The sequence below is a fragment of the Herbaspirillum sp. B65 genome (assembly GCF_000333555.1).
GTDB classification, from domain to species: domain Bacteria; phylum Pseudomonadota; class Gammaproteobacteria; order Burkholderiales; family Burkholderiaceae_D; genus Herbaspirillum; species Herbaspirillum rubrisubalbicans.
Map to the genome: position 1 here is coordinate 1 of NZ_BADI01001170.1, position 26,321 is coordinate 26,321.

The 26,321-nt window shown below is 63.7% G+C and carries 22 protein-coding genes, 1 other RNA gene and 2 pseudogenes; 7 read left to right on the top strand and 18 right to left on the bottom strand.

From position 1 onward, the window contains the following. A pseudogene (locus I5W_RS28160) lies at window positions 1-332 on the top strand (hypothetical protein); the annotation flags it as partial. Here the strand turns inward: I5W_RS28160 and I5W_RS33805 are convergent. From I5W_RS33805 to mraZ, 13 genes and pseudogenes are all read right to left on the bottom strand, one after another. Continuing rightward, a pseudogene (locus I5W_RS33805) lies at window positions 325-495 on the bottom strand (cell division protein FtsQ/DivIB); the annotation flags it as partial. The pseudogenes I5W_RS28160 and I5W_RS33805 sit on opposite strands and share 8 nt — an antisense overlap. A gap of 28 nt (window positions 496-523) precedes the next feature. Beyond that, a complete protein-coding gene (locus tag I5W_RS28165; RefSeq protein WP_017451936.1) occupies window positions 524-1,528 on the bottom strand; it encodes a D-alanine--D-alanine ligase in 1,005 nt (334 codons plus the stop codon). After that, window positions 1,525-2,952: a UDP-N-acetylmuramate--L-alanine ligase gene (gene murC / locus I5W_RS28170; protein ID WP_017451935.1), complete on the bottom strand. Its 1,428-nt coding sequence runs from the start codon at window positions 2,950-2,952 to the stop codon at window positions 1,525-1,527. The genes I5W_RS28165 and murC overlap by 4 nt, the downstream gene beginning before the upstream one ends. Further along, on the bottom strand, window positions 2,949-4,031 hold the full coding sequence (gene murG / locus I5W_RS28175; protein WP_017451934.1) for an undecaprenyldiphospho-muramoylpentapeptide beta-N-acetylglucosaminyltransferase: 1,083 nt from the start codon (window positions 4,029-4,031) through the stop codon (window positions 2,949-2,951). Before murG ends, murC begins: the two co-directional genes overlap by 4 nt. Beyond that, window positions 4,028-5,293 carry a putative lipid II flippase FtsW gene (ftsW, locus tag I5W_RS28180; RefSeq protein WP_044531744.1) on the bottom strand — a complete coding sequence of 422 codons (1,266 nt, stop codon included), beginning with the start codon at window positions 5,291-5,293 and terminating at the stop codon, window positions 4,028-4,030. Before ftsW ends, murG begins: the two co-directional genes overlap by 4 nt. Next, window positions 5,290-7,392, bottom strand: coding sequence for a UDP-N-acetylmuramoyl-L-alanine--D-glutamate ligase (gene murD / locus I5W_RS28185; protein ID WP_044531745.1), 2,103 nt, complete (start codon window positions 7,390-7,392; stop codon window positions 5,290-5,292). The genes ftsW and murD overlap by 4 nt, the downstream gene beginning before the upstream one ends. 112 nt (window positions 7,393-7,504) lie before the next feature. Continuing rightward, entirely contained in the window at window positions 7,505-8,629 is a 1,125-nt protein-coding gene (gene mraY / locus I5W_RS28190; RefSeq protein WP_044531746.1) for a phospho-N-acetylmuramoyl-pentapeptide-transferase, read from the bottom strand. 45 nt (window positions 8,630-8,674) lie between these two features. Continuing rightward, window positions 8,675-10,135: a UDP-N-acetylmuramoyl-tripeptide--D-alanyl-D-alanine ligase gene (locus I5W_RS28195; RefSeq protein WP_044531747.1), complete on the bottom strand. Its 1,461-nt coding sequence runs from the start codon at window positions 10,133-10,135 to the stop codon at window positions 8,675-8,677. Then, window positions 10,132-11,658: a UDP-N-acetylmuramoyl-L-alanyl-D-glutamate--2,6-diaminopimelate ligase gene (locus I5W_RS28200; protein ID WP_044531748.1), complete on the bottom strand. Its 1,527-nt coding sequence runs from the start codon at window positions 11,656-11,658 to the stop codon at window positions 10,132-10,134. Before I5W_RS28200 ends, I5W_RS28195 begins: the two co-directional genes overlap by 4 nt. Beyond that, on the bottom strand, window positions 11,658-13,436 hold the full coding sequence (locus I5W_RS28205; RefSeq protein WP_044531749.1) for a peptidoglycan D,D-transpeptidase FtsI family protein: 1,779 nt from the start codon (window positions 13,434-13,436) through the stop codon (window positions 11,658-11,660). Before I5W_RS28205 ends, I5W_RS28200 begins: the two co-directional genes overlap by 1 nt. Then, window positions 13,433-13,705 (bottom strand): cell division protein FtsL, encoded by a 273-nt coding sequence (gene ftsL, locus I5W_RS28210; protein ID WP_017451927.1) that lies wholly within the window; start codon window positions 13,703-13,705, stop codon window positions 13,433-13,435. The genes I5W_RS28205 and ftsL overlap by 4 nt, the downstream gene beginning before the upstream one ends. Beyond that, window positions 13,702-14,685 carry a 16S rRNA (cytosine(1402)-N(4))-methyltransferase RsmH gene (gene rsmH, locus I5W_RS28215; RefSeq protein ID WP_044531750.1) on the bottom strand — a complete coding sequence of 328 codons (984 nt, stop codon included), beginning with the start codon at window positions 14,683-14,685 and terminating at the stop codon, window positions 13,702-13,704. The genes ftsL and rsmH overlap by 4 nt, the downstream gene beginning before the upstream one ends. 12 nt (window positions 14,686-14,697) lie before the next feature. Beyond that, a complete protein-coding gene (gene mraZ / locus I5W_RS28220) occupies window positions 14,698-15,126 on the bottom strand; it encodes a division/cell wall cluster transcriptional repressor MraZ (RefSeq protein ID WP_006465511.1) in 429 nt (142 codons plus the stop codon). 24 nt (window positions 15,127-15,150) lie between these two features. On the opposite strand from mraZ, the gene I5W_RS31815 reads away from it, so the two are divergent. Both I5W_RS31815 and I5W_RS28230 read left to right on the top strand, forming a co-directional pair. Further along, entirely contained in the window at window positions 15,151-15,363 is a 213-nt protein-coding gene (locus tag I5W_RS31815; protein WP_148289218.1) for a hypothetical protein, read from the top strand. A 675-nt stretch (window positions 15,364-16,038) separates the two neighbouring features. Beyond that, complete coding sequence (locus I5W_RS28230) at window positions 16,039-16,323, top strand: HU family DNA-binding protein (protein ID WP_006465510.1); 285 nt, start codon at window positions 16,039-16,041, stop codon at window positions 16,321-16,323. 179 nt (window positions 16,324-16,502) lie between these two features. Here the strand turns inward: I5W_RS28230 and I5W_RS28235 are convergent, their stop codons facing one another. Together I5W_RS28235 and rnpB are read right to left on the bottom strand one after the other, a co-directional pair. Beyond that, complete coding sequence (locus tag I5W_RS28235; protein ID WP_044531752.1) at window positions 16,503-17,663, bottom strand: enoyl-CoA hydratase/isomerase family protein; 1,161 nt, start codon at window positions 17,661-17,663, stop codon at window positions 16,503-16,505. 75 nt (window positions 17,664-17,738) lie between these two features. After that, an RNA gene (rnpB, locus tag I5W_RS29195) (RNase P RNA component class A) lies at window positions 17,739-18,073 on the bottom strand. A gap of 182 nt (window positions 18,074-18,255) precedes the next feature. On the opposite strand from rnpB, the gene I5W_RS28240 reads away from it, so the two are divergent. Beyond that, on the top strand, window positions 18,256-19,521 hold the full coding sequence (locus I5W_RS28240; RefSeq protein ID WP_044531753.1) for a D-amino acid dehydrogenase: 1,266 nt from the start codon (window positions 18,256-18,258) through the stop codon (window positions 19,519-19,521). 86 nt (window positions 19,522-19,607) lie between these two features. Continuing rightward, window positions 19,608-20,369 carry an HpcH/HpaI aldolase family protein gene (locus I5W_RS28245; RefSeq protein ID WP_044531754.1) on the top strand — a complete coding sequence of 254 codons (762 nt, stop codon included), beginning with the start codon at window positions 19,608-19,610 and terminating at the stop codon, window positions 20,367-20,369. Between the two features lie 104 nt (window positions 20,370-20,473). Here the strand turns inward: I5W_RS28245 and I5W_RS28250 are convergent, their stop codons facing one another. From I5W_RS28250 to I5W_RS28260, 3 genes are all read right to left on the bottom strand, one after another. Beyond that, window positions 20,474-21,487: an aldo/keto reductase gene (locus tag I5W_RS28250; protein ID WP_044531755.1), complete on the bottom strand. Its 1,014-nt coding sequence runs from the start codon at window positions 21,485-21,487 to the stop codon at window positions 20,474-20,476. 56 nt (window positions 21,488-21,543) lie between these two features. Continuing rightward, a complete protein-coding gene (locus tag I5W_RS28255; RefSeq protein WP_017451920.1) occupies window positions 21,544-22,548 on the bottom strand; it encodes an AraC family transcriptional regulator in 1,005 nt (334 codons plus the stop codon). Between the two features lie 298 nt (window positions 22,549-22,846). Next, window positions 22,847-23,860 (bottom strand): LysR family transcriptional regulator, encoded by a 1,014-nt coding sequence (locus tag I5W_RS28260; protein ID WP_017451919.1) that lies wholly within the window; start codon window positions 23,858-23,860, stop codon window positions 22,847-22,849. 145 nt (window positions 23,861-24,005) lie between these two features. Here I5W_RS28260 and I5W_RS28265 point away from each other — a divergent pair, with 145 nt between their 5' ends. Together I5W_RS28265 and I5W_RS28270 are read left to right on the top strand one after the other, a co-directional pair. Beyond that, window positions 24,006-25,004, top strand: coding sequence for an alpha/beta hydrolase (locus I5W_RS28265; RefSeq protein WP_044531756.1), 999 nt, complete (start codon window positions 24,006-24,008; stop codon window positions 25,002-25,004). Window positions 25,005-25,014: 10 nt separating this feature from the next. After that, window positions 25,015-26,220, top strand: a complete 1,206-nt coding sequence (locus I5W_RS28270; RefSeq protein ID WP_017451917.1) for an efflux RND transporter periplasmic adaptor subunit — start codon at window positions 25,015-25,017, stop codon at window positions 26,218-26,220. Window positions 26,221-26,321: the final 101 nt, after the last annotated feature.

Here is a 26,321-nt window from a genome sequence, read left to right on the forward strand (position 1 = left end):
CGCGCAGCAGCGCCGAGACGCTGCCTGCGCCGGCGCAGCGGGGCAATGCCCAGCTCCAGCCCGCCGCAGCCCCCGGCATTGCCTATGGTCAGCCGCTGGGGCCGGTGTTCAGCACTGCTGCGACGGCTCCCACCGCGCCGGCCACCCCGACCATGCAGGCCGCATCACGTGGCTACGCACAGCAAGCCGCAGCACCGCAGACCGCCTTGCCGGGTGCCGCCAACAATGCCCAGCGCGCCTTGCTGGCGCTGCAAGGTCAGCCCGGTAGCCTGCCGGCTGACAACCTGACCCCGGCCCAGCGCGCCTTGAACGACATCCTGCAAACGCATTGACCTTTTCCAGCGGCAAGTCGCTGGCGCTCTCAATGCGTATCGTGTGCAGCGTAAACATCGGCCGCTGCGCCACCCACCATAAACCGGATGCCAGCAAGGCCAGCAGCACCAGCGCAAAGAGCGCACTGCTGATGGCGTTGAGCATCTTGACGTCCTGCCACATCGACGCGTGCTTCCTTAAACCTGTGCCATCACGACTGTGCCACCTGCGGCGTCCAGTCCTTGGATGGCCTCATGTCCAGCGCGGCCATCTGCAGAATTTCACAGCACAGATCTTCATAACTCATGCCCACCGCCTTGGCCGCCATCGGCACCAGCGAATGGCCAGTCATGCCGGGCGAGGTATTGATTTCGATCAGGTAAGGCTCGGCCTTGCCATCCCCCTCGCGCAACATGAAGTCCACCCGGCTCCAGCCGCGGCAACCCAGCGCATTGAAGGCCCGTACCGCCAGATCCTGGATGTGGCGCGTCAGTTCCTCATCCAGCGGGGCGGGGCAGTAATATTTCGTGTCGTCGGTGAAATACTTGTTCTGGTAGTCGTAATTGCCGCCCGGCGCGCAGATCTCGATGATCGGCAAGGCCCGCGCATCGCGTCCTTTGCCCAGCACCGGCACCGTCAATTCACGGCCACGGATGAATTCCTCGGCCAGCACCACGCTGTCATAGCGAGCGCACAGGTCGAAGCTGACCTGCATGTCGGAATAACCATTCACCTTGGCAATGCCGATGGTCGAACCCTCGTGTGGTGCCTTCAACATCAGCGGCAGGCCCAGCTCATCGGGGACCACGCGCAATTGTTCACGTGTGGTGCTCTTGGCATCCAGGCTCAGGAAGCGCGGCGTGACCAGGCCGTGCGAGAGCCAGATGCGCTTGGTCATGATCTTGTCCATGGCGATGCTCGAGGCCATCACGCCCGGGCCGGTGTAGGGCAATCCCATCTGTTCCAGCGCGCCTTGCAGCGTGCCGTCCTCGCCATAGCGACCGTGCAGGGCAATGAAGACGCGGTCGAACTGCTCGGCCTGCAACTCACCCAGGCTGCGTTCAGCCGGGTCGAAGGGATGGGCATCGACGCCCTTGCTGCGCAAGGCCTGCAGCACGCCATTGCCCGACATCAGCGATACTTCGCGCTCGGCGGAACGGCCACCGAAGAGCACACCGACACGGCCAAAGGCCTTGATCTGGTCCTGGCTGATCATGCTGCCCCCTGTTCGTTCTTGCCACCGGCCTGCGCCACCAGGCGCCCCGGCACTGCGGAAATCGATCCTGCCCCCATGGTCATGACCACATCGCCATCGCGCACCACGTTGCGGATGGTCTCGGGCATGTCGCCGATATCGTCCACGAACACCGGCTCGACCTTGCCGGCCGCGCGCAACGCATGGGCCAGCGAACGCCCATCGGCGGCCACGATGGGCGCTTCACCGGCGGCATACACCTCGCCCAGCACCAGCACATCAGGCGAGGACAAGACCTTGACGAAGTCCTCGAACAGGTCGCGCGTGCGGGTATAGCGATGCGGCTGGAAGGCCAGCACCAGGCGGCGGCCCGGATAGGCGCCACGGGCGGCGGCGATGGTGGCGGCGGTCTCGACCGGGTGATGGCCGTAATCGTCCACCAGCGTGAAGTGGCCAGCCGGATTGCCCTGGGCGTCGGTGATGGGCACCTCGCCATAACGGGTGAAGCGGCGACCCACGCCATTGAATTCGGTCAGTGCCTTCTGGGTAGCGGCATCGTCCACGTCCAGCTCGCGCGCAATGGCAATGGCGGCGCAGGCGTTCTGGACGTTGTGCATCCCGGGCTGGTTCAGGCTCACCTTCATGGGCGCATAGCCGTCCTGGATCACGGTGAATTCCATCTTGCCATCAACCGCGCTGGCCTCGATGGCGCGCACATCGGCGTCGGCATGGAAGCCATAGGTCAGGATGGGCTTGGAGACCATGGGCATGATCTCGCGCACGTGCGGATCATCCAGGCAGAGCACGGCCACGCCGTAGAACGGCAGGCGCTGGGTGAACTCGACGAAGGCCTGCTTCAGGCGCGCGAAGTCATGGTTGTAGGTTTCCATGTGATCGGCATCGATGTTGGTGATGACTTCGATCACGGGCGTCAGATTCAAGAACGAGGCATCCGATTCATCGGCCTCGGCCACGATGAATTCGCCGGTCCCCAGCTTGGCATTGGCGCCGGCGCTGGTGAGGCGACCGCCGATGACGAAGGTCGGGTCCAGTCCGCCTTGCGCCAGCACGCTTGCCACCAGGCTGGTGGTGGTGGTCTTGCCGTGGGTGCCGGCGATGGCGATGCCCTTCTTCAGGCGCATCAGTTCGCCCAGCATCACCGCACGCGGCACGATGGGGATGTGCTTCTTGCGCGCGGCCAGCACTTCCGGGTTGTCGCCCTTGACGGCGGTGGAGGTGACGATGGCGTCGGCGCCTTCGATGTTCTCGGCGGCGTGACCATAGCGGATGCACGCACCCAGTTGCGCCAGGCGCTGGGTGGCGGCGTTGCTGCCGAGGTCCGAGCCCGAGACGCCATAGCCAAGGTTGAACAAAACTTCAGCAATGCCGCTCATGCCTGAGCCGCCGATGCCCACAAAATGGATGTTCTTGACACGATGCTTCATGGTGTTACCAGTCCTTCCAGCACCCGCGCGATCGCCTCGTTGGCATCGCGCCGGCCTTGTTCGTATGCCGCCTGCGCCATCTCCTGACAGGCAGCGCGGTCCAGTTTCTGTAGCAAACCGGCCAGGTGCTCCGGCGTCAGTTCGCGTTGCGGCAAGTGAATGGCCGCCTTGTTTTCTGCCATCCACCTGGCGTTATCAATCTGGTGCGAGGTGGTCGACACCGCCAGCGGGACCAGCACGCTGGCCACGCCAGCGGCCGTCAGCTCAGACACCGTGATGGCCCCGGCGCGGCAGATCACCAGATCGGCCTGGGCATAGCGGCGCGGCATGTCGTCGATGAAATCGACCACTTCGGCCTGCACGCCTGCGGCCTCGTAGGCGGCGCGCAAGGCCGCGATATGCTGCTTGCCCGATTGATGCGTCACTTGCGGGCGCAACTCGGCGGGCAACTTCGCCAGCGCCGCGGGAACGTTGTCATTCAAGACCTTGGCACCCAGGCTGCCGCCCACCACCAGGATCTTCAGCGCACCGCTGCGGCCAGCGTAACGCTGGGCCGGCGGCGGCAGCGCGATGATTTCCTTGCGCACCGGATTGCCGGTGACCTCGGCCTTGCCCGCTGCCTTGCCAAAATCGGCAGGGAAGCCGAACAGCACCTTGGTCGCCATCGGCGTCAGGGTCTTGTTCGACAGCAGCAGCGCCGCATCCGCATTGACCAGTACCAGCGGCTTGCCGCGCAGGCGCGCCATCATGCCGCCCGGCACGGTGACGTAACCGCCCATGCCCAGCACCACATCGGGGCGCCGACGACCGAGGATGGCATGGCAATGCAAGAAGCTTGCCGCCAGACGCCACACGCCCTTGAGCGTATGCATCAGACCCTTGCCGCGCAGGCCGGCGAAGACGATGCTGTCCATCTCCACGCCATGGCGCGGCACCAGCTCGCGCTCCATGCCATGCGAGGTACCCAGCCAGCTCACTTGCCAGCCGCGCGCACGCATGGTGTCGGCAATGGCCAGGCCGGGGAAGATATGCCCGCCGGTGCCGGCGGCCATGATGAGCAACTTGCGCGGCGCGTTCATAGGCGACCTCCGCGCATCAAGACCCGGTTTTCATAATCGATACGCAACAGGATGGCCAAGCCCACGCAATTCAACAGCACACCCGAGCCGCCATAGCTCATCAGCGGCAGCGTCAGACCCTTGGTGGGCAGCAGACCCAGGTTCACCCCCATGTTGATGAACGCCTGCACGCCCAGCCAGATACCGATGCCCTTGGCCACCAGGCCGGCAAAGGTCAGGTCCAGGGCGATGGCCTGGCGACCGATCTCGAAGGCGTGCTTGACCAGCCAGTAGAACAGCAGCACCACCACCAGCACGCCGGCAAAGCCGAGTTCCTCGCCGATGACGGCCAGCAGGAAGTCGGTATGCGCCTCCGGCAGATAATGCAATTTCTCCACGCTGCTGCCCAGGCCCACGCCGAACAGCTCGCCGCGCCCGAAGGCGATCAGCGAGTGCGACAACTGGTAAGCCTTGCCCAGCGCATTGTCTTCTTCCCACGGATTCAGATAGGCGAAGATACGCTCGCGCCGCCACGGCGAAGTCACGATCACCAGCGAGAACACGCCCACCAAGGTCGCGCCGATGCCACCGAACCAGACCCCGTTGATGCCCCCCAGGAACAGGATGCCCATGGCGATGCAGACGATCACACCGAACGCGCCCAGGTCGGGCTCCAGCAGCAACAGCAAGCCGACCAGGCCGACGGCGGCGGCCATCGGGAAGAAGCCCTTGACCAGCTTGTGCATCACCGCCTGCTTGCGCACCGTGTAGTCGGCGGCGTAGAGCACGATGAAGAGCTTCATCAGTTCGGACGGTTGCAGGTTGATGATCTTCAGCGACAGCCAGCGCTTGGCGCCATTGACGCCCTTGCCCACGCCCGGGATCAGCACCAGCAGCAACAGGATCAGGGTGACGGCGAACAGGTAGGGCGCCCACTTCTGCCAAGTCTCGATGCGCACGCGGAACACCAGGGCGCCGGCGATGATGGAGAGCACGATGAAGATCGCCTGGCGCACCAGGAAGTGATAGTTCGAATAGGCGGCGTACTTGGGCGAATCCGGCAACGCCACCGACGCCGAATAGACCATCACCATGCCGAACAGCATCAGCAATACCACCACCCAGATCAGCGGCTGGTCGTATTCCATCATGCGCGAACGCTGTTCCAGACCGATGCTGCCCGATGCGCTGCCACGGCCGGCACGGATGCGCCCAGCCGCTACCGGGGCGGCTTGCTTGACGCCTCCCAGCCAGTTACGCAACGAAGACAGGCCCAGTTTCATACCAGCACCTCACCGCGCGAGAGCGCCAGTTCATGCACCGCGTCCACGAACACCTCGGCGCGATGGGCATAGTTGCGGAACATGTCCAGGCTGGCGCAAGCCGGCGAGAGCAGCACGATGTCGCCCGCCTTGGCGATCTGTCCGGCCTGCTCCACCGCCTGTTCCAGGCTGGCACAATCGATCAGTTCGACACCGCTGTCGGCCAGCGCAGTGCGCACGGCGGGGGCGTCGCGGCCGATCAGCAGGACGGCGCGTGCATATTTCTGCACCGGCAGGTCCAGCGGCGAAAAATCCTGGCCCTTGCCATCGCCACCGGCAATCAACACGATGCGATTGGGACGACCGCCCAGGCCCAGGCCATTCAAGGCTGCCACGGTGGCACCCACGTTGGTGCCCTTGCTGTCGTCGTAGTACTCCACTTCCTGGATCACGCCCACCAGTTCCACCCGGTGCGGTTCCCCCGTGTACTCGCGCAGGCCGTGCAGCAGCGGCGCCATCGGCAGGTCGATGGCGCGGCACAGGGCCAGCGCGGCCAGCGCATTCATGGCGTTGTGGGCGCCGCGGATCTTGAGGGCGTCGGCCGGCATGAGGCGCTTGACCGTCACCGGCGGCGGCAGCATGTCCTTCTGCTTGCGGCGGCGCTTGCCTTCCGGTACCTCGTCATCTTCGTGGACGAAGGCATTGGCCAGCCACAACATGCCATTGTCGTTGACCAGGCCGAAGCTGTTGGGCGTGTCCGGCTCATCCAGCCCGAAGGTGGACAGGGGCGCGGCGGTGGAGGCCATCTCCATGACCAGCGCATCGTCGCGATTGAGCACGCGCACGGTGTCCTGGCCGAAGATGCGGGCCTTGTCGGCGGCATAGTGTTCCATGCTGCCGTGCCAGTCCAGGTGATCCTGGGTCAGGTTCAGCACGGTGGCCGCGTGCGCCTGCAGGCTGTGGGTGGTGTGCAACTGGAAGCTGGAGAGCTCCAGCACCCAGGCCTGCGGCATGGAACCACGATAGGTCGGCTCGGGCGGCGGCGGGGGCGGCACTTCGACCAGCGCATCTTCCTCGGCCTTGCGCGAGACTTCCATGAAGTCGCCCAGGTTCATTGCTTCACCTGTGGTGGCCGGCGCGTCGGGATCGGCTTGCGGCACCACGTCGGAAGCCACTTGCAGCGTGGCTTCCACGGTGGAGGTGACGAAATCTTCATTTGCGGCATTACCCACCTCGGCCTCGGCCACGGCCTCGCTCCCGGCCTCCGCTTGCGCTTGGCTGGCTGCCTCGGCACTGTCGGCCGGTGCGTCGGTGGCGGGCTGGCCGTCTTCTGGCTCTTGGCCGTCTGCGGTCGGCGCCAGCAGGTCCAGTTGTGGCTCGGGCAGTTCGGACGGTGCGCTAGGCGCAGCCTGCGGCGTCATGACCGGCACCGCGATGGCCGCCGCCTCTTCGATGCGGGCGGCGGCGCGGCGGTGCTTTTCAGCTTCGGCGGCCTGCTGGGCATCCAGCACGGCTTGCTGCGCGGCTTGTGCTTCGGCTTCAGCCTGTGCCTGGGCGGCAGCCAGTGCATCCTGCTCGGCCAGTTCGGCCAGGAAAACCTGGTCTTTGATGACCGCTTCGCGCAGCACGTCCAGTGCGGCCGGGCTGATATTGCCCGCCACTTGCACCGACAGGCCGGCGCGCTGGCACAGCAGGCCGGTCAGGCGCGTCACCGTGGTCTTGCCGTTGGTGCCGGTGATGGCCAGGATCTTCGGTTGATACAGGGTTTCTTCGCGCAAGGCGAGCAGCGCCTGCGCGAACAATTCGATCTCGCCCCACAGCGGCAGGCCGCGCTCGGCGATGACCGGCAGCAGCGGTGCCAGCTCACCCTCGGGGGCCAGGCCCGGGCTGACAGCGACGAAATCGATGCCATCGAGCAAGGCCGCTGTCAGCGGCTGGCCCAGCACGGCCTGGGCCTCGGGCGCATCAGCGCGCAAGGCGGCCAGGCGCTCGGCCAGCGCCGCTTCGCTGCGGGTATCGGCCACGCGCACGCTGGCGCCGCAGTAGACCAGCCACCGCGCCATTGCCAGGCCGGACTCACCGAGTCCGAGCACCAGAACGTGTTTGCCCGAGTAATTCATCGTTGTTTCCAGACTCACTTCTTCACAGACTTCTTCAATTGCATCAACCACAAAGGGCGCCGCTTGGCATGAATCGCAAGGGGCGCCGTTTTTTCCTTCATACAGCGCGCCGTCAGCGCAGTTTCAGCGTCGACAGACCCAGCAGCACCAGCATCATGGTGATGATCCAGAAGCGCACCACCACCTGGGTTTCCTTCCAGCCCTTCTGCTCGTAGTGATGGTGCAGCGGCGCCATCAACAACACGCGTCGGCCCGTGCCGAAGCGCTTCTTGGTGTATTTGAAATAGGCCACCTGGATCATCACCGACAGCGTTTCCACCACGAAGATGCCGCCCATGATGAAGAGCACGATTTCCTGGCGCACGATGACGGCGATGGTGCCCAGCGCGCCGCCCAGCGCCAAGGCGCCGACGTCACCCATGAACACCTGCGCCGGGTAGGCGTTGTACCAGAGGAAGGCCAGGCCTGCGCCGCCCATGGCGCCGCAGAAGATCAGCAATTCGCCCGCACCGGGGATGTGCGGGATGAACAGGTACTTGGCATAGGCGGCGTTACCGGTCAGGTAGGCGAACAGGCCCAGGGCCGCGCCCACCAGCACGGTGGGCATGATGGCCAGGCCATCCAGGCCATCGGTCAGGTTGACGGCGTTACTGGTGCCGACGATGACGAAATAAGTCAGCGCGATGAAACCCCACACGCCCAGCGGATAGCTGACCGTCTTGAAGAAGGGCACGATCAGGTCGGCCTTGGGCGGCAAGTCCAGGCTGAAACCGGAACGCACCCAGGCCACGAACAGGTCGAAGACCTTCATATTGCTCACTTCGGACACCGAGAAGGCCAGGTAGAACGCCGCCACCAGGCCGATCAGCGATTGCCAGAAATATTTTTCACGCGAGCGCATTCCTTCGGGGTCGCGGTAGACCACCTTGCGATAGTCATCGACCCAGCCGATGGCGCCAAAGCCGAGCGTGACGATCAGTACGATCCAGACGAAGCGGTTGGACAGGTCCGCCCACAGCAGCGTGGAAATGCCGATGCCGATCAGGATCAGCACGCCGCCCATGGTCGGGGTGCCGGACTTGATCAGGTGGGTCTGGGGGCCATCGGTGCGCACCGCCTGGCCGACCTTCATGCGGGTGAGCATACGGATCACGGCGGGACCGGCGATCATGCCGATCAACAGCGCCGTCAACGTGGCAAACACCGCGCGGAAGGTGATGAAGTTGAACAGGCGCAGAAAACCGAATCCCTGTGAAAATTCTGTGCGAGCCAGACCAGCATGTTAATGGGCCTCCTGTTGATGTTGCGTGAGGGATTCAACGTTGACCAGATGCTGTACAACTCGCTCCATCTTCATGAAGCGTGAACCTTTTATCAAAACGGTCGCGCCTTGCGGCGCGGCCTGCTCCACCGCTGCATTGAGGGTGGCGATATCCTCGCAATGCATGGCCTGGGCCACGCCTTGCAGCGGGGCGCCATATGCAGCGACGGCGTGTTTCGTCAATTCGCCCAGTCCGAAGAAGAGCGGGATACCACGACTGCGCGCATAGGCGCCGATCTCGGCATGGAACTGTGGCCCCTGGTCGCCGACCTCGCCCATATCGCCCAGCACCAGCACGCGCGGGCCGGCGATGCTGGCCAGCACGTCGATGGCGGCGCGCACCGAGTCGGGGTTGGCGTTGTAGGTGTCATCGATCACCAGCGCACCGCTCTTGGCCTGTTTGCGTTGCAACCGGCCATTGACCGGGGCGAAGCTCTGCAAGCCACGCACCACGGCGTCCACTGCGATACCGGCACCCAATGCACAGGCGGTGGCGGCCAGGGCATTGCGCACGTTATGCTCGCCGACGGCGGCCAGCTCGACCTTGAACTGCGCTGGCGGTACAGCCAGACCCTTGACGGTGACCTGCAGCGTGCTGCCGAAGGCCGTGGCCTGGTAGCTGGCGCTGACATCGGCTTGCGCGTTCAGGCCGAAGGTCAGTACACGACGGGCACCAGCCTCTTCGCGCCACAGCGCGGTGAAATCATCATCGGCCGGGAACACGGCCACGCCATCGGCGGGAAGGTGGCGGATCACGGCGCCGTTTTCACGCGCCACCGCTTCCACGCTGGCCATGAATTCCTGGTGCTCGCGCTGGGCATTGTTGACCAGGCCCAGGGTGGGCGCGGCGATGCGTGAGAGCACGGCGATCTCGCCCGGATGGTTCATGCCCATCTCGATGACGGCGGCCTGGTGCTGCGCCCGCAGGCGGAACAAGGTCAGCGGTACGCCGATCTCGTTGTTGAAGTTGCCGCGCGTGCCCAGGTAGCCGTCTTCGCCAAAAGCGGCGGCGAGGATGGCGGCAATCATTTCCTTGACGGTGGTCTTGCCGTTGCTGCCGGTCACACCAATGACCGGGATCTGGCGCTGCACGCGCCAGCCATGGGCGATCTGGCCCAAGGCAGCGCGGCTGTCGGGCACCACGATGGCCGGCAGCGACAAGCCCGCCGGCACGCGCTCCACCACCACGGCGGCAGCGCCTTGGGCGGCCACGGCGTCGAGGAAGTCATGCGCATCGAAACGCTCGCCGCGCAGGGCGACAAAGACATTGCCGGGCTTGACCGCACGGCTGTCGGTGACCACGTCATTGAGCTCCAGCAGACCGGCCGGGGCATTGACCACGCCGGGCACGGTATGCGCCGAGGCCGCCTCTTCGGCGCTGCGGATCCATTCCAGCAACTGGCGGAAATCGAATCGCATCATGCGCCTCCCATCATGGTCGAGCGCGCGGCCAGGGCCAGGGCGACATGGTCGGCGTCGAGGAAAGGCAGTTTCTTGCCGGCGATTTCCTGGTAGGACTCATGCCCCTTGCCGGCCAGCAGCACCACATCGGCACGGGTAGCGTGGCGGATCGCCCACAGGATGGCGCCAGCCCGGTCTGGCAGCACCACCGGTTCGATGCGACTCATGCCGGCACGGATCTGGTCGATGATGGCTTGCGGATCTTCGCTGCGCGGGTTGTCGCTGGTGAGCACGACCTGGTCGGCCTGCTCGGCGATCTGCCCCATCTGCGGACGCTTGCCCGGATCGCGATCACCACCGCAGCCGAACACGCACCACAGCTGGCCGCCGCGCTGGGTGGCAACCTGGCGCAGGGTAGACAGGGTCTTGTCGAGCGCGTCGGGGGTATGGGCGTAGTCGATCACGATCAGCGGCACGTCCGGCCCACCGAACTGTTGCATCCGCCCCGGAGCCGGCGTGAGTGCAGCGGCAGCAGCCACCACGGCATCCCAGGCCAGGCCCTGGGTCAGCAGCACGCCCATGATGCCCAGCACGTTGCTGACATTGAAGCGGCCCACCAGTTGGGTCTTGACCTGGCCGCTGCCGAAGGGTGAATCGACATGGAACACGGTGCCGGCATGACTGCTGCGCAGCTGGCTGGCACGCAGGGTGGCCACCTGGGCGGCCTGGGCATCGATCTGCTCGGCAATCGAATAGCCGATCACCGGCACCTGACGCCCGGCCAGCAGCGGCAGCAGGCGCAGGCCCATGGGGTCGTCCAGGTTGAGCACGGCGTGCTTGAGGCCCGGCCACTGGAACAGCTTGCGCTTGGCCTCTTCGTAGGTCTGCATGTCACCGTGGAAATCCAGGTGATCGCGGGTGAAATTGGTAAACAGGGCGACATCGACATGCATCCCGTTCATGCGCCCTTGCGCCAGGCCGATGGAAGAAGCCTCGATGGCCAGCGCACCGACCCGCGCCTGGGCCAGCTTGGCCAGGCTGCGTTGCAGCAGCACCGCATCCGGGGTGGTGTAGCCGGTCACGTCGAAGCCCTGCGACTTGCCGTTGATGAAGCTGCCCACACCGAGCGTGCCGACCACGCCGGCAGCGGTGGCGCCCGGCAGGCGCGAGAGCGCGCTGCCCAGCCAGTAGGCGCAGGAAGTCTTGCCGTTGGTGCCGGTGACGGCCACGGTCAGCATGGACTGGTCGGGCTGGCCATACCAGGCGGAAGCGATCTGGCCTGCCTGTTGCTTCAGGTCCGGCACCGCCAGATGCGGCTCATCGATCTGCGCCGGCCAGGTATAGCCTTCTGCTTCATATAGCACGGCAGCGGCGCCGCGCTCGACGGCATCGGCAATATAAGAGCGGCCATCGGCGTCACCCACATAGGCCAGGAACACGTCACCGGGCGCCACGCGACGCGAGTCGGAGCTCAATTGCGCAGACGGCGCCACCTGGCGCAGCCAGGAGAGAATGTCTTGCAGATCAAGAACGCGCTCGGCCATTACATGCTCTCCTCAAGCGGTTCTTTGGGAATGATGATGTTGGTCACGCTGGAGTCCGGCGCAACATTGAGGGCGCGCAGGGCGTTGGCCGCCACGTTGGCGAACACCGGGCCGGCCACCGGGCCGCCAAAGTGCTGGCCTTGCGGCTCATCGATCATCACCGCGATGATCAGCCGCGGGTCTGACATGGGGGCGATGCCCGCGAACGAAGCCACGTACTTGCGCACGTACTTGCCATTTTCGATCTTGTAGGCGGTACCGGTCTTGCCACCAACACGATAGCCCGGCACCTGGGCCTGGGGCGCGGTGCCACCGGGGGCGACCACGGTTTCCAGCATACGACGCATCTGCAGGGCGGTATCGGCCGAGATCACGCGCTGGCCGATGGGCGAATCGGTGACCTTGGTGAAGGACAGCGGAATGATGTCGCCATTGCGCGCAAAGATCAGGTAGGCGTGCGCCAGCTGGATCAGCGACACCGAGATGCCGTGACCATAGCTCATGGTGGCCTGTTCGATCGGACGCCACGACTTGTATGGGCGCACCCGGCCGGCCACAGCACCCGGGAAACCGAACTTGGGCTGCTGGCCGAAGCCCACCGTGGTGAACATTTCCCACATCTCTTCGGCTGGCATCCCCAGCGCGATCTTGGCGGTGCCGATGTTGGAGGACTTCTCGATGATCTGCGCCACCGTCAGCGCGCCGTGGGCGTGCGAGTCGCCGATGGTGGCGGTGCCGATGGTCATCTTGCCGGGCGCGGTCTGGAACACGGTGGAGGGCGTCACACGATGCGTATCCAGCGCCAGGGCCACGGTGAAGGGCTTCAAGGTCGAGCCCGGCTCGAAGGTATCGGTCACCACGCGGTTGCGCAACTGCGCGCCGGTCAGCACCGAGCGGTCGTTGGGGTTGTAGGTGGGCATGTTGGCCAGGGCCAGCACTTCGCCGGTCTTGGCGTCGACCACGATGATGCCGCCGGCCTTGGCCTTGTACTTTTCCACCGCTTCCTTCAGTTGCGTGAAGGCGATGTACTGGATCTTGCTGTCGATGGACAGGGTCAGGTCGCGGCCATCATGCGGCTCGCGGATGGATTCGATATCTTCCACCACGCGGCCCAGGCGGTCCTTGATGACGCGCCGGCTGCCGGTCACACCGGCCAGAGTCTTCTGGGCGGCCAGCTCCATGCCATCCTGGCCGGCATCCTCGATATTGGTGAAGCCGACCACGTGCGCCATCACCTCGCCCTCAGGATAGAAGCGCTTGTATTCCTTGCGGGTTTCGATGCCGGGGATGCCCAGCTTGACGATCTTGTCGGCGGTGTCCTGCTCGACCTGGCGCTTGAGGTAGACGAAGCTGCGGTCCGAATCAAGCTTCTTGCGCAGTTCGGCATCGCTCATCTCCAGCAGCTTGGCCAGTTGCACCAACTTGTCCTTGGGCGCGGCCTGCACGTCTTCGGGAATGGCCCAGATCGCCTTGACCGGCACCGAAGAAGCCAGCACCTGGCCATTGCGGTCGGTGATCTTGCCGCGCGTGGCGGGCATTTCCAGGGTACGGGCGTAGCGCGAGGCACCCTGCTTCTGCAGGAAATCGGTAGACACACCCTGCAACCACAGCGCGCGCAGCACCAGTGCCACGAACGCGGCAAACAGCACGAACAGCACGAAACGCGAGCGCCAGGCCGGCAGCTTGACCTGCAGGATGGGATTGGAGGAGAACGCCACGCCCTTGGAGGCCGCCACACGGCCACCCGCCAAGTTGGTGCGAGGAGGCATCTTGGTCATTGCGCCCCCACGGTCAGGTATTGGGTCAGGGCGGCGGTGACCGGCACCATGCCCAGGTCACGCCGTGCCAGTTCCTCGATGCGGGCGTTCTTGCCCAGGGTGGACTGGTCCAGCTGCAATTGCGCCCAATCCACGTCCAGCTGGCGTGCCGCGCTCTGGGCCCGTTCCAGCTCGATGAACAGGCTGCGTGCCTTGTATTGGGCGCTCACGACCGACAGCGCGCAAGCCACCAGCAAGATGGTCAGCAGGATGCACAGACGCCCGATCATGCAGGCATCCCTTCGGTGGCGAGAGAGGAAATGGGGGTCACGCGTTCCAGGCCGCGCATTACCGCCGAACGGGCACGCGGGTTGGATTGGACCTCGGCAGCGCTGGGCATGATCCGCGGCAGCAGGCGTGCCGGGGCTTGCGGCAGGTCCACCGCACGGATCGGCAGGCGGCGGTCAGGCTGCGGCGCATGGGCTTTGGAGGCCATGAACTGCTTGACGATGCGATCTTCCAGCGAGTGAAAGCTGATCACGACCAATCTCCCGTGCTGCGCCATCTGGGCAAATGCCTTGTCCAGTCCTACTTCGAGTTCTTCAAGCTCTTGATTGACGAAAATCCGTACAGCCTGAAAGGTACGAGTGGCCGGGTCTTTGCCTTTCTCGCGGGTTTTGACGGCTTGTGCCACGAGCGCGGCAAGCTGTCGTGTGCTTGAAATTGGCTCGATTGCCCGGCCAGCAACAATCTTCTTTGCAATCTGAAGAGCAAACCGTTCTTCCCCATAATCACGTATCACCTTTGCAATCTGCTGTTCGTCTGCCGTTGCCAGCCAATCCGCTGCCGACACGCCACGGGTGGTATCCATGCGCATGTCCAGCGGGCCATCCAAGCGAAAACTGAAGCCGCGTGCGGCGTCATCGACCTGCGGCGACGAGATTCCCAAATCCATCAATACCCCGTCGACCTGGGCGATGCCGCGTGCGGCAAGCGCCTCATCCATGGTCGCAAAACTGTCGTGCACGATCTCGAAGCGTGCATCGGCTATCTTTTGCGCCGTGGCGATGGCCAACGGGTCCTTATCAAATGCGATCAAGCGGCCCTGCGGGCCCAGCCTGGACAGGATGGCGCGGCTATGACCGCCGCGGCCGAAAGTGCCGTCCAGGTAAATGCCATTGGCGCGCGCGCCACTGATGGCCAGCGCCTCCACGGCTTCATCCAACAGCACGGTGCGGTGCTGCAGCTCGGGCACCGGTTGCAAATTCATCTTGTCCGGCCGTCAGAAGGAAAAATTACTCAACACATCCGGCATCCCGCCCGCCACAGCCTCGGCTTCGCTTTCGGCCAGCTTGACGGCATCCCAGATTTCGAAATGACTACCCATGCCCAGCAACATCACGTCACGTTGCAGACCCACGGCCGCGCGCAGCTCGGGCGCGATCAGGATGCGACCGGCGCTGTCGAGCTCCACATCCTGGGCATTGCCCAGGAAGATGCGCTGCCAGGCACGGGCCGACATGGGCCAGTTGGCGATCTGCTCGCGATGCGTCTCCCAGGTCGGGCGCGGGAAGAACAGCAGGCAACCATGCGGATGGCGCGTCACGGTGGCGCGTCCCTCGCACTGCACAATCAGGGCGTCACGATGCTTGGCCGGAATGGTCATCCGTCCTTTGGCATCGAGATTGAGTGCTGACGCGCCCTGGAACACTGTTTTTTCCTTCGCCTGCGGCGAGTGAGTTTGCTGATCGGCTGCTTTGTTCGTGCCGGGCAAATGCAAATGAAACCCTGTTTGCCCCACAAAAAAACACTTTTTGACACTGCCGCCCACTTTAGAGGATGCACTATTGCAGGTCAAGCGGTATACGCTGTGAACAACCCGAATTTTGCTAATAAAGTCAAAGACTTAGCGCACTTCCTTAAAACAGCCTTTTCAGAAGTTTTTTGAAGAAAATGAAGGACTTAGCATTTACATTGAAAGTGCAACCTGAGCTTTACACATGTGTTTGTCGTCAGAATTGCGTAACGGCGCGGATTTGCGCCGCATGAGAGAGTCCGCGTGCGCAATTTCGGGGCAGCGCTCTCTGGCAGAAATGAGGCAAGCCAGCACCTGCTGATTTGCCAGTGGCTGGAGAAACCGACATGGATTTTGCGGTGCAACTTAAGTTCACTCAAGAACCGCAAAAAGCGTAAAAAAATAGTCCCGCTCTCCGCCTGCGAGAAGTCCATGCCCCCCCTCGGCCACGCCTCGAGGGCTGTGGAAAAGTCGACCGCAGGGATGGGCTGGGCCTAAAAAGCCTGGGTGGAGTGGCAAGAAAACAGCGAGTGACGATGGGGCCAACCCAGAATCTTCATCAAATTCTTCGTCAAATGAATGGTCGGAAGCGTTTTTGTTTTGACTTCCGCGGCGAGCACCTTTTACTATCCGTGTCTTTGGGAAGATCGATGCGCAAAACGGGGCTGACATGGCCCGTTTGCAGGTGTTGGAAAACACCGCGATTTTTTTCAATCAAAAGGTCGGTTCCGAGCAGGCCAGATCGGCTGAAAACGCAGATAGGGCTTGCGGATCCGCCTCATTCCAGTGCTAAAATCTGGGCACCTTAACAGTGAAAGGAATTTTAAAGTGAACAAATCTGAATTGGTTGACGTTATCGCCGCCGACACCGAGATCTCCAAGGCAGCAGCCCAGCGCGCTCTGGACTCCGTCATCGAGAACATCATCAAGGCCGTGACCAAGGGCGATACCGTGCAATTGGTTGGCTTCGGTTCCTTCTCGACCGGCAAGCGCGCTGCTCGCACCGGCCGTAACCCGCAAACCGGCGAAGAAATCAAGATCGCCGCTGCTACCACCGTGAAGTTCTCGGCTGGCAAGGCTTTCAAGGAAGCCGTGAACAAGAAGAAGAAATAATTTCACGCTTCACGCATTTGAATGCCATGAACCAGGTTCATGGCATTCAAATCGAGGCCGATCCTGGTGGTCGGCCGTCTCCCCGCCTCCAGTCTCCCGCAGCCCTTCCGTAGTCTTTCCGCAATTCCCCCGCTATCCCCTGACCAGCACTGACATGCGCAACGCCGCACCGGCGAGCTTCAAGCCCCCAGGTCGGCCAAGGGATGATGCTCGCGCGACCACGGATCGGTGAAGAAACCTTGGACCCACTGCGCCGTGGCACTAGTCAGCGAAGGCGGATTCCATTGCGGCTTCTGGTCCTTGTCGATGATCAGCGCACGGATACCCTCGACGAAATCGGGCCGCGCCGCGCAATGCAGCGAGACTACGAATTCCAGCCGGAACACCTCTGCCAGCGACAGCGGACGCACACGCTTCTGCAAGGCATACCCCAGCCAGGCCGAACCCGGCGCACCGGCGCGCAGGGTTGCCTGGGCCTTGCTCAACCAGGCATCATCGGTCGGCAGCGCGAGAATGCCCTCGACGATTTCCGGTAGCGTAGGCCGGCGACACAGGGATTCGATCAGATCGAAATGCGTGCGCAGGTTGGAAGCAGCAAAAGCTACTGTCCCGTCCTGCAACGACGACGCCTGGGCTGCTCCCAAGACGCGATCGAGCAGCTCGGCATCATTGCCCGCTCCCCACGACTGCACGAGCAGCGCATCGATCACCGCCTGCTTGCCCGCGTGCGCCACCCGGTAATCGGCCAATCCCGCGAAGAGCGCATCACTGGCGTTGAGGTTGGCCCCGGTCAGCGCCAGGAAGACGCCGGTCTTGCCCGGCATACGCGCCAGGAACCAGCTCCCCCCCACATCTGGATACAGCCCGATGGTAATTTCCGGCATCGCCAGGCGCGACTTTTCGGTCACCACCCGATGGCTGCAACCGGCCATCAGCCCGATGCCGCCGCCCATCACGATGCCATGCCCCCAGCACAGGATGGGCTTGGCAAAGCTGTGGATAAGATAATCCAGGCGATATTCCTGCTCGAAGAACTCGGCCGCGTACGTATTGGCGCGGATGTCGTCACGTTCAGGCGAAGCATGATGCTCGCGCATGGAGCGATAGAGCTGCTGCAGATCGCCGCCGGCACAGAAAGCCTTTTCACCCTGCGCCTGCAGGATCACCATGGCCACGCCGGGATCGGCCTGCCACCGTTGCAGTTGCGGGGTCAGCAGTTGGACCATCTCCAGCGAGATGGCGTGCAGGGTCTTTTCGGAAGCAAGGGTGGCGATGCCGATGCGGCGGCCATTGGTGGCCGTCAATTCTTCGAACAGCACGGGTGCGGCGGCTGGGTTCATGGGTCTCCTGGGGTAGCGTCTCTTGCGCGTACCCGCAGTGCCCGCGGGCCGCAGTCTTGGGGTGGTGATGAAATTCAATGAAGCAGGCCGGTAGGCCGGATTCTGTTACGGCGGGAAACCCGCTATGACAGCCATTCCTCTAGGCGACGGATCGCTCCGCCGCTCAAGCTTTCTACCCGCACGCTCCGCGAGCCACATCAACGCGTGCCTATTTGAAATTGCTCCGGGTGGAGGTTACCGCGTTTCACCGTAACTTAATACGCTCGTCTCTGTGGCCCTATTCCTCGCCTTATACCGGCTTGCACCGGCTTTCGGCGGACGGCCGTTAACCGTCACCCTGCTCTATGGAGTCCGGACCTTCCTCCCGCCGCCTGCTTGCGAAGGCGGCCAGCGGCTGTCTGGCCTGCATCGGGCGCTATTGTAGCGCAGCATGGCCGTTCACCGCAGAAGAGCCAGCGCAAAACCGCTGTGCGTACACGCAAAACTTCATGCCGATTCGGCATGTGACACCTGCGCGGCTCTTCGGTAGTCTGCTGCTGATCCGCTGCAGGCCAGGTGCCGCGCGGTTTCTGACTGACTCTGACGAAATACCATGCATATCTGCGTATTGGGCGCCGGCGTGATCGGCGTAACCACTGCCTACCGTTTATTGCAGGATGGCCACCAGGTCAGCCTGATCGATGCCCACGAACACCCCGGCGCCGGCACCAGCTACGGCAATGGCGCCCAGTTGAGCTACTCCTACGTGGCGCCGCTGGCCGACCCGTCGGTCTGGTCCAAGTGGGCTTACTACCTGTTCAGCAAGGATTCGCCGCTGACCATCCGACCCACCGCCGACGCCGCGCAATACCGCTGGCTGCTCGGCTTCCTGCGTTGCTGCAACAGCCCTCGCGTGCGCCAGACCACCATCGACCTGCTGCAACTGGCCTTTTATAGCCGCGACCAGCTCAGCCAGTGGAATGAACGCCTGCAACTCTCTTTTGACTACCAGCGTTCCGGCAAGCTGGTGATGTTCACCGATGCCCAGGGACTGGACGCGGCAGCCCGCCAGGTGCAGTTCCAGGCCCAATACGGCTGCCAGCAGGAAGTACTGAACGCCGCCGATTGCCTGCGCATCGAACCGGCCCTGGCCGGCTCGCAACGCGCCTGGGTAGGCGGGGTCCACACCCCCAGCGAAGCAGCCGGCGACTGCCCGCAATTCTGCCGCGCACTGGTGAGCGCGATGCAGGCCGATCCGCATTTCCGCTTCCTCGGCAACACCCGCGTCACAGGCGTGCGCCGCGCCGGCCGCGCCCTGCGTGCGGTCCAGGCCGGCGAGCATTGGCTGGAGGCCGACCGCTTCGTACTGGCGCTGGGCGCCGACAGTACCGACTTCGCACGCCAGCTCGATCTGCGCTTGCCGCTCTACCCGCTCAAGGGCTACAGCATCACGGTACCGCTGGAGGATGAGGCCAGCCGCGCCGCCGCGCCGCAGGTCTCCATTACCGACATCGCCAGGAAGATCGTCTATGCCCGCCTGGGTCAGCGCCTGCGCGTGGCCGGCCGCATCGAACTGGTCGGCCAGGACCGCCGCATCCCGCAGGCGGCCATCGACCAATTGAAGCACGGAATGCGCGAGCTCTTCCCCGCCTGCACGCTGGGCGAAGAGGCCACGCTCTCGCCCTGGATGGGCTTTCGCCCGGCCACCCCGAGCGGCGTCCCCATCGTCGGCGCCTCACCCGTCGACAACCTCTATCTCAACCTTGGCCAGGGCGCGCTGGGCTGGACCCTGGCCTGTGGCAGCGCGGCGCTGCTGGCCGACCAGATCGCCGGCCGCAAGCGCGCCATTGACGATGCGCCCTTCCAGTACCGCAGTTGAAGAAGTTTCAAGCCAGAGGCGCGCATCAGGACTTAACATGGCGCATGACCGGCGCCCCTGCCGGCCTGATCCAAGGGAGATGAACGATGCGGGAAAACCGTCTGCGCACCCTCTTTGCGCACAAGCAACTGGCCCTCTGCGGCTGGGTATCGATGGGCAATTCGCTGCTGGCCGAAGTCATCGCCCACAGCGGCTACGACGCGGTCACGGTCGACCTGCAACATGGCCCGTTCTCCATCGAGTCGGCGCTGCCCATGCTGCAAGCCATCTCCAGCACCTCCGCAGTACCGCTGGTACGCTGCTCCGAAAACAGCCTCGGCGAAATCAACAAGCTCCTCGATGCCGGCGCCTATGGCGTGATCTGCCCGCTCATCAACACGGCCGACGATGCAGAACGCTTCATACGCGCCTGCCACTACTCCCCGCGTGGCGGCCGCAGCTTCGGCCCGGCGCGGGGCCTGCTGTATGGTGGTGAAGATTACTTCAAACACGCCAATACCACCGTCCTGACGCTGGCCATGATCGAGACGCGCGAAGGCTACGCCAATGCCGAAGCCATCCTCAAGGTCCCCGACCTGGACGGCATCTTCATCGGCCCCAGCGACCTGGCCATCGAACTGGGCCTGGCCCCGGACGCCTACGACGACCCCCGCCTCAACGACGCCATCGGGCATCTGCTGACCCTGGCCCGCACGCTGGGCAAGTATGTGGGCATCTTCGCCGGCAGCATGGACATGGCCCAGCGCATGAAGGAGATTGGCATGGACCTGGTGGTGCCGGGGACGGATATCCAGCAGATCAAGGCCGAGGGAGCGCGGCGGATCAGTGCGTTGCGCGCAGGTACTTGATTTGATTCCAACCACGCGTCGACCTGACTGTCGAACACGCCAACAACAAAGCGGATCAAGCCTTACGGCCTGATCCGCTTGACCGGGACTCTGGTACTTCCCTCTTAGAAATCAACCCTGGCCATCCGCCCAAAGAACGGATAATTAGGATCGTTATACCCATGCGTAGACGCATGACCCGGCCTCACAAGGCTATCCACCAACGCCTCTTCCTCAGCAGTGATCTGCAGTTCCGCCGCGTCGTAGTAATCCTCCATCTGCGCCAGCGTGCGCGGTCCCGCAATGACGCTGCTGATGGCCGCATTGGCCAGCACCCAGGCGGTAGCGAACTGGCCCAGCTTGATGCCGCGCGCCTCGCAATGCTGTTGCAGCCGCTGCGCGATCAGCAGTGACTCTTCGCGGAATTCGGTTTCCATCATGCGCTTGTCGCCCCGCCCTGCACGGGTGTCTTCGGGTGGCTTCTGGCCGGGCTGGTATTTGCCGGTCAGCACGCCACGCGCAATCGGGCTATACGGCACCACGCCCAGACCATAGTGGGCGCAGGCCGGCAGGATTTCCACCTCGGGCTGGCGGTTCAGCAGGTTGTAATAGGGCTGGCACACCAGCGGCAGCGGCACGTTGTTCTTCTCGCACAGACGCACGATCTCGGCGATGCGCCAGCCACGGAAATTGGAGACCCCGAAGCCGCGGATCCTGCCTGCACGGATCAGGTCGCCCAGCGCCTGCACGGCTTCTTCCAGGTTCTCATCCTGATAGTCGCGGTGCATGTAGAGGATGTCGAGGTAATCGGTATCCAGGCGCTTCAAGATGTTCTCGGTCTCGCGCACGATCCAGCTGCGCGAGTAATGCGATTCATTGGGCTTGCCACTCATGGCATTGCCCAGCTTGCTGGCCAGCACCCATTCATGGCGCTGCCCGGCCAGCAGCTTGCCGACGATTTCCTCGGACTTGCCCTTGGTGTAGACGTCGGCAGTATCGATGAAATTGATGCCGTGCTCGCGGGCCGAGGCGAGGATGCGGCCGGATTCCTGCAGGTCGGTCTGGTCACCGAACATCATGGAACCCAGGCACAGGGCCGATACCTTGAGATTGCTCTTGCCGAGGCGACGATAGTGCATGGTCTCTCCAATGAAAAGGATGTGGATAATTTAAGTGCGGCTGATCTTGCCGGCGCTCACAGAACCGGGGCTTCCTCTTCCTGCCAGCGCCGCTTGTCACGCAGCGGCGGCGCACCGAAGAGGCGGCTGTATTCGCGACTGAATTGCGAAGAACTTTCATAACCCACGCGATGAGCGGCAGTGGCCACGCTGGCGTCGGCGGTCAGAATCAATTTGCGCGCTTCCTGCAGCCGCAGGTTCTTCTGGTATTGCAGCGGGCTCATGGCCGTCACCAGCTTGAAGTGATGGTGCAGGGACGACACGCTCATGTGTACATCGCGTGCGATATCCTCGATGCGCAGCGCCTGGTCGTAACCGTCCTTGATGAGCCGGATGGCCTTGGCCACGCGGTTCATCTGGCTATCCTGCAGGACCGTCTGGCGCAGCAGCGCACCCTGGCCATTCATGAGCAGGCGATAGAGGATCTCGCGCCGTATCATCGGCGCCAGGATGGGCACATCGCGCGGCGACTCATGCAGGCGCAACAGGCGCAGCACGGCATCGAGCAGATCGACGTCGAGCCGGTTCACATACAACCCGCGTGCGGCGCCCTCGTTGAGATGGGCCGCGGCGGGCAGGTTTTCGTCGCCGATCAGTTCGCCGATTTCCTGGGTGTCCAGTTCCAGCCGCAAACCCAGGTAGGGTTCATCGGGGCTGGTCACCATCACCTTGCCCACCACCGGCAGATCCACCGAAGCCACCAGGTAATGCATGGGATCGTATTCGTAGATTTCATCGCCCACGAAGATGCGCTTGGAACCCTGCGCGATCACCGCGAACACCGGCTTTTGTACCGCGTGCTTGGGGCCGCTGGGACAGGTGATGCGATAGATTTCCATGTCGGGAATGGCGGTCTGCAACATCCCTTCGGCACCGGTGGTGTAACGCTGCAACAGTTGTAGCAACTCCTGCTGCATGGCGGTAAAACGTGCATCGTCAGCCGCGCCCTGCGGGACCGGGTCGGTCTCTTGCGCCAGCATCAGCGGGGAGGAATCATGGACAGCGTGTAGATCGAGCTCCATAAGCTTCTCTCAATGAAGGACAGACGCGACTGTAGCGCGCGCCGGCGATTGCCTGATCCTCTGTGAGCAGCAATCGGAGAATCAGGCAAGAAGTTTGCAGGATCGGGTATGTCATCCGACGAATGCGCAGAAGCACCATCACACCAACTCGCCGCCAGCCTGATGACAATGCCCGTCACCCTTGAAGCTGCGCACCCAAGCACAGAGAATCAGGCAGGAAATCGGCAGCTTTCGGCACGCGTAAATAGCGCCCCGCCCTGCATAATCCTGGCCGAACCCAATCAGATCATCGATCCAGTCAGAACACGCTCTCGGCCATGTTGTACTGCTCCACCACGTTGCGCACGGTGGTGGATTCGGGCTTGTTGACGAAGCGGCATTCGCTCTCTTCCATGCCCATGGTGCAGGCCTTGTGCAGCGGACAGGTAGCAAACAGTTCGGCCACCCAGTCAACGAAGGCGCGCACCTTGGGCGAGAGATGGCGGTTGTGCAGATACACCACCGAGATCGGCAGCGGTGCCGGTTTCCACTGCGACAGCACCTCTACCAGGCGGCCTTCATCGATGTGGCGCGTGACCATGTACAGCGGCGCCTGCACCATGCCGAAGCCTTGCAGCGCACATTCCACGTAGGCATCGGCATCGTTGACGGACAGCTTGCCATCCATCTTCACCTCGCGGCTGACGCCATCGACCACGAAATCCCAGTCGATGGTGCGCCCGGTACGGCTGGAAAAGTAATGCACCGACTTGTGCTGCTGCAGATCTTCCAGGGTATGCGGCACGCCGTGGCGCTCCAGGTAGGACGGCGCGGCGCAGGTCACGGTCTGGAAGGTGCCGATACGGCGCGCCACCATCGAGGAATCCTGCAATTGACCGATGCGGATGACGCAATCCACCGCTTCCTGCACCAGGTCCACCGGGCGGTCGCCCATGCCCATGAGCAGTTCGATGTCCGGGTACTTGGTATAGAAGTCGCACAGGTTGGGCAACAGCATGAGGCGACCGATGGAGCCGGGCACGTCGATGCGCAGGCGTCCTTGCGGACCGCGCGTGACGTTGCGGAAAGATTGTTCGGTCTCATCGACGTCGGCCAGGATGCGCACGCAGCGCTCGTAGTAGGCCGCGCCATCGGGCGTGAGACTGATGCGGCGGGTGGTGCGGTTCAACAGGCGCACCTGCAGCAGGCTCTCCAGCCCCTGGATCAGGGTGGTGACGGTGGTGCGCGGCAGGTTCAGGTTGTCCGCGGCGCGCGTGAAGCTGTTGGCATCGACCACAGCGGTAAAGACTTGCATGGCCTGGAAACGATCCATTGCTCTCTCCTTGGTGCCGGATGCCCGGTGCAGCACCGGGACGGCAAGCGGGGGCAGGACTTCGCAATGCACAGCAGGCGCCGCCCCCGGCGCGCCGAATGGTTCACTCATTGCCTACAAATTACTCACTGAATGAGGCCACATCATGAAGCAATTTCCTATCTCGATTGTTCAGAATGACCGAACAGTGTTGTTGGATTATAGGTGTTTATTCGACACCCTGCTGTGGCGCACAATCCGCCTCATTCTTGGACAAATGGCTTCGGCCCAGGCACTCATCATGTACGGCTCACCTCCGCTGGACATCCGCAATTTCTTCGTTCCCGGCCCGCTGGGACGCATTCCGGTGCGCCTGTACCAGCCGGCGGCAGTAGCCGCCAAGGGCAAAAAACGTCCGCTGGTGATGTACTTCCACGGCGGCGGTTTCACCAGCGGCTCGCTCGATGATGCCGATGCCCCGGCCAGTTTTATCGCACGGCACAACCAGGCCGTGGTGCTCGCGGTGGGCTATGCCCTGGCGCCGGCCAAGCCCTTCCCGGCCGCCCCCGAAGATGCCTTCGCCGCTGCCACCTGGGCCTGCAAGAATGCCGCCGAGCTCAACGTCGACTTGGAGCGCATGGTGGTGGCCGGTGACGATGCCGGTGGCTGTCTGGCCGCCAGCCTCACGCTGATGACCCGCGACCGCTGCGGCAAGCCGCTGGCCGCCCAGGTACTGATCAGCCCGATGCTGGACCCGAGTATGCGCCTGCTGGGTGACGCCAAGCGCCTGCAATCGGACCTCAGCGCAGAGACCTGCGCGGCCAGCTATCGCCAGTACCTGCCGCAGACCATGCAGCGCCTGCATCCCTATGCCGCGCCATTGGAAGTGAGCCGCCTGGCCGGTCTGCCGCCGGCCTTCATCGCCACCGCCGAGCGCGACGTGCTGTGCCCGGAGGCCGAGAAATACGCCTCCAGCCTGATCCGCGCCGGCGTGCCCACGCAGGTCTCGCGCTTTGCCGGCATCACCCATGGCGCCCTGCGCACGCACCTGCCCTTGCTGACCGAGATCGTCAATTTCCTGCGCTGCCGCTTCGCCAGCTTGCGACGCGATGCCACGCCCCCTGAATTCCTGCCGTATCCGCTTCAACCCTCCACTTCACTTTGAGGATAAGAAAATGAATACTCCTGCCCCACTGCGCAAACGCTTCGCTCTGACCGCCACGGTCCTGGCCGTCATCGCCCTCTCGGTCGGTGGCGCCATCTCGGTGGTGGGCCTCTCGGCCAACGCCACCACCGCACCGACTGCCGCTGCAGCCGGCGCCCCGGTGGATGTGGCTGAAGTGGTCCAGCGCCAGATCATCGACTGGCAATCCTATTCCGGCCGCATCGAAGCGGTCGATCGCGTCGAGGTCCGCCCGCTGGTCGGTGGCACCCTGACCGCTGTCCACTTCAAGGATGGTGCGCTGGTCAAGAAGGGCGACGTCCTCTTCACCATCGACCCGCGCCCCTATGAGGCCGAAGTGGCCCGCGCCGAGGCGCAACTGGCTGGCGCCGAAGCCCGTGCCGGCTATACCGCGTCGGACCTGGCCCGTGGCCAGCGCCTGCTGGGTGACAACGCCATCGCCAAGCGCGATTTCGAAGAAAAGCAGAACGCTTCCCGCGAAGCCGCCGCCAATGTCGCCGCTGCCCGCGCTGCCCTGCGCGCAGCGCGCCTGAACCTGGAATACACCCGCATCACCGCACCGGTTTCGGGTCGCATCTCGCGCGCTGAAGTCACGGTGGGCAACGTAGTGAACCCTGGTGCAGCCAATGCGCCGCTGACCACGCTGGTATCGGTGGCCAAGGTCTATGCCTCCTTCGACGTCGATGAACAAAGCTTCCTGAAATACGTCAACCCGGCGCGCGCTGCCGGCACCACGGTGCCGGTGGAACTGGGCCTGGCCAATGAAGACGGCTATTCGCGCCAAGGCCGGGTCGGTTCGGTCGACAACCGTCTGGACACCGCCTCCGGCACCATCCGCGTGCGCGCCATCTTCGACAATGCCGATGGCCAGCTGGTCCCGGGCCTGTATGCCCGCGTGCGCCTGGGTGGCGGTTCGCCCCATGCCGCGGTGCTGATCGATGAAAAGGCCATCGGTACCGACCAGGACAAGCGCTTCGTGATGGTGGCCGACAAGAACAACCATGCCAACTACCGTCAGGTGGTGGTGGGCGCCGGCCACGATGGCCTGGTGGTGATCGAGAAGGGCTTGCAGCCGGGTGAACGCATCGTGGTCAATGGCCTGCAACGCATCCGCCCGGGTGACGCCATCACCCCGACCGTAGTGCCGATGCAGACACAGACGGCTGCCGCACCTGCTGCTGGCGCTGGCAAGGCCTGATCCGACACCAGACCGCTCTCGCATTCAAGGAAAACAAGTCGCAGGGGCTGCAAGGCCCGCTGCCAGGGCGTTTGCATCCTGACGACTGACAAGGAACCTAC

What these genes read in the sequence shown, in the direction of transcription:
- I5W_RS28165 (WP_017451936.1), bottom strand. Translation starts at nt 1,528, where the DNA reads ATGATCAGCCAGGACCAGATCAAGGCCTTTGGCCGTGTCGGTGTGCTC.
- murC (WP_017451935.1), bottom strand. Translation starts at nt 2,952, where the DNA reads ATGAAGCATCGTGTCAAGAACATCCATTTTGTGGGCATCGGCGGCTCA.
- murG (WP_017451934.1), bottom strand. Translation starts at nt 4,031, where the DNA reads ATGAACGCGCCGCGCAAGTTGCTCATCATGGCCGCCGGCACCGGCGGG.
- ftsW (WP_044531744.1), bottom strand. Translation starts at nt 5,293, where the DNA reads ATGAAACTGGGCCTGTCTTCGTTGCGTAACTGGCTGGGAGGCGTCAAG.
- murD (WP_044531745.1), bottom strand. Translation starts at nt 7,392, where the DNA reads ATGAATTACTCGGGCAAACACGTTCTGGTGCTCGGACTCGGTGAGTCC.
- I5W_RS28195 (WP_044531747.1), bottom strand. Translation starts at nt 10,135, where the DNA reads ATGATGCGATTCGATTTCCGCCAGTTGCTGGAATGGATCCGCAGCGCC.
- I5W_RS28200 (WP_044531748.1), bottom strand. Translation starts at nt 11,658, where the DNA reads ATGGCCGAGCGCGTTCTTGATCTGCAAGACATTCTCTCCTGGCTGCGC.
- I5W_RS28205 (WP_044531749.1), bottom strand. Translation starts at nt 13,436, where the DNA reads ATGACCAAGATGCCTCCTCGCACCAACTTGGCGGGTGGCCGTGTGGCG.
- ftsL (WP_017451927.1), bottom strand. Translation starts at nt 13,705, where the DNA reads ATGATCGGGCGTCTGTGCATCCTGCTGACCATCTTGCTGGTGGCTTGC.
- rsmH (WP_044531750.1), bottom strand. Translation starts at nt 14,685, where the DNA reads ATGAATTTGCAACCGGTGCCCGAGCTGCAGCACCGCACCGTGCTGTTG.
- I5W_RS28235 (WP_044531752.1), bottom strand. Translation starts at nt 17,663, where the DNA reads ATGAACCCAGCCGCCGCACCCGTGCTGTTCGAAGAATTGACGGCCACC.
- I5W_RS28240 (WP_044531753.1), top strand. Translation starts at nt 18,256, where the DNA reads ATGCATATCTGCGTATTGGGCGCCGGCGTGATCGGCGTAACCACTGCC.
- I5W_RS28245 (WP_044531754.1), top strand. Translation starts at nt 19,608, where the DNA reads ATGCGGGAAAACCGTCTGCGCACCCTCTTTGCGCACAAGCAACTGGCC.
- I5W_RS28250 (WP_044531755.1), bottom strand. Translation starts at nt 21,487, where the DNA reads ATGCACTATCGTCGCCTCGGCAAGAGCAATCTCAAGGTATCGGCCCTG.
- I5W_RS28255 (WP_017451920.1), bottom strand. Translation starts at nt 22,548, where the DNA reads ATGGAGCTCGATCTACACGCTGTCCATGATTCCTCCCCGCTGATGCTG.
- I5W_RS28260 (WP_017451919.1), bottom strand. Translation starts at nt 23,860, where the DNA reads ATGGATCGTTTCCAGGCCATGCAAGTCTTTACCGCTGTGGTCGATGCC.
- I5W_RS28265 (WP_044531756.1), top strand. Translation starts at nt 24,006, where the DNA reads ATGAAGCAATTTCCTATCTCGATTGTTCAGAATGACCGAACAGTGTTG.
- I5W_RS28270 (WP_017451917.1), top strand. Translation starts at nt 25,015, where the DNA reads ATGAATACTCCTGCCCCACTGCGCAAACGCTTCGCTCTGACCGCCACG.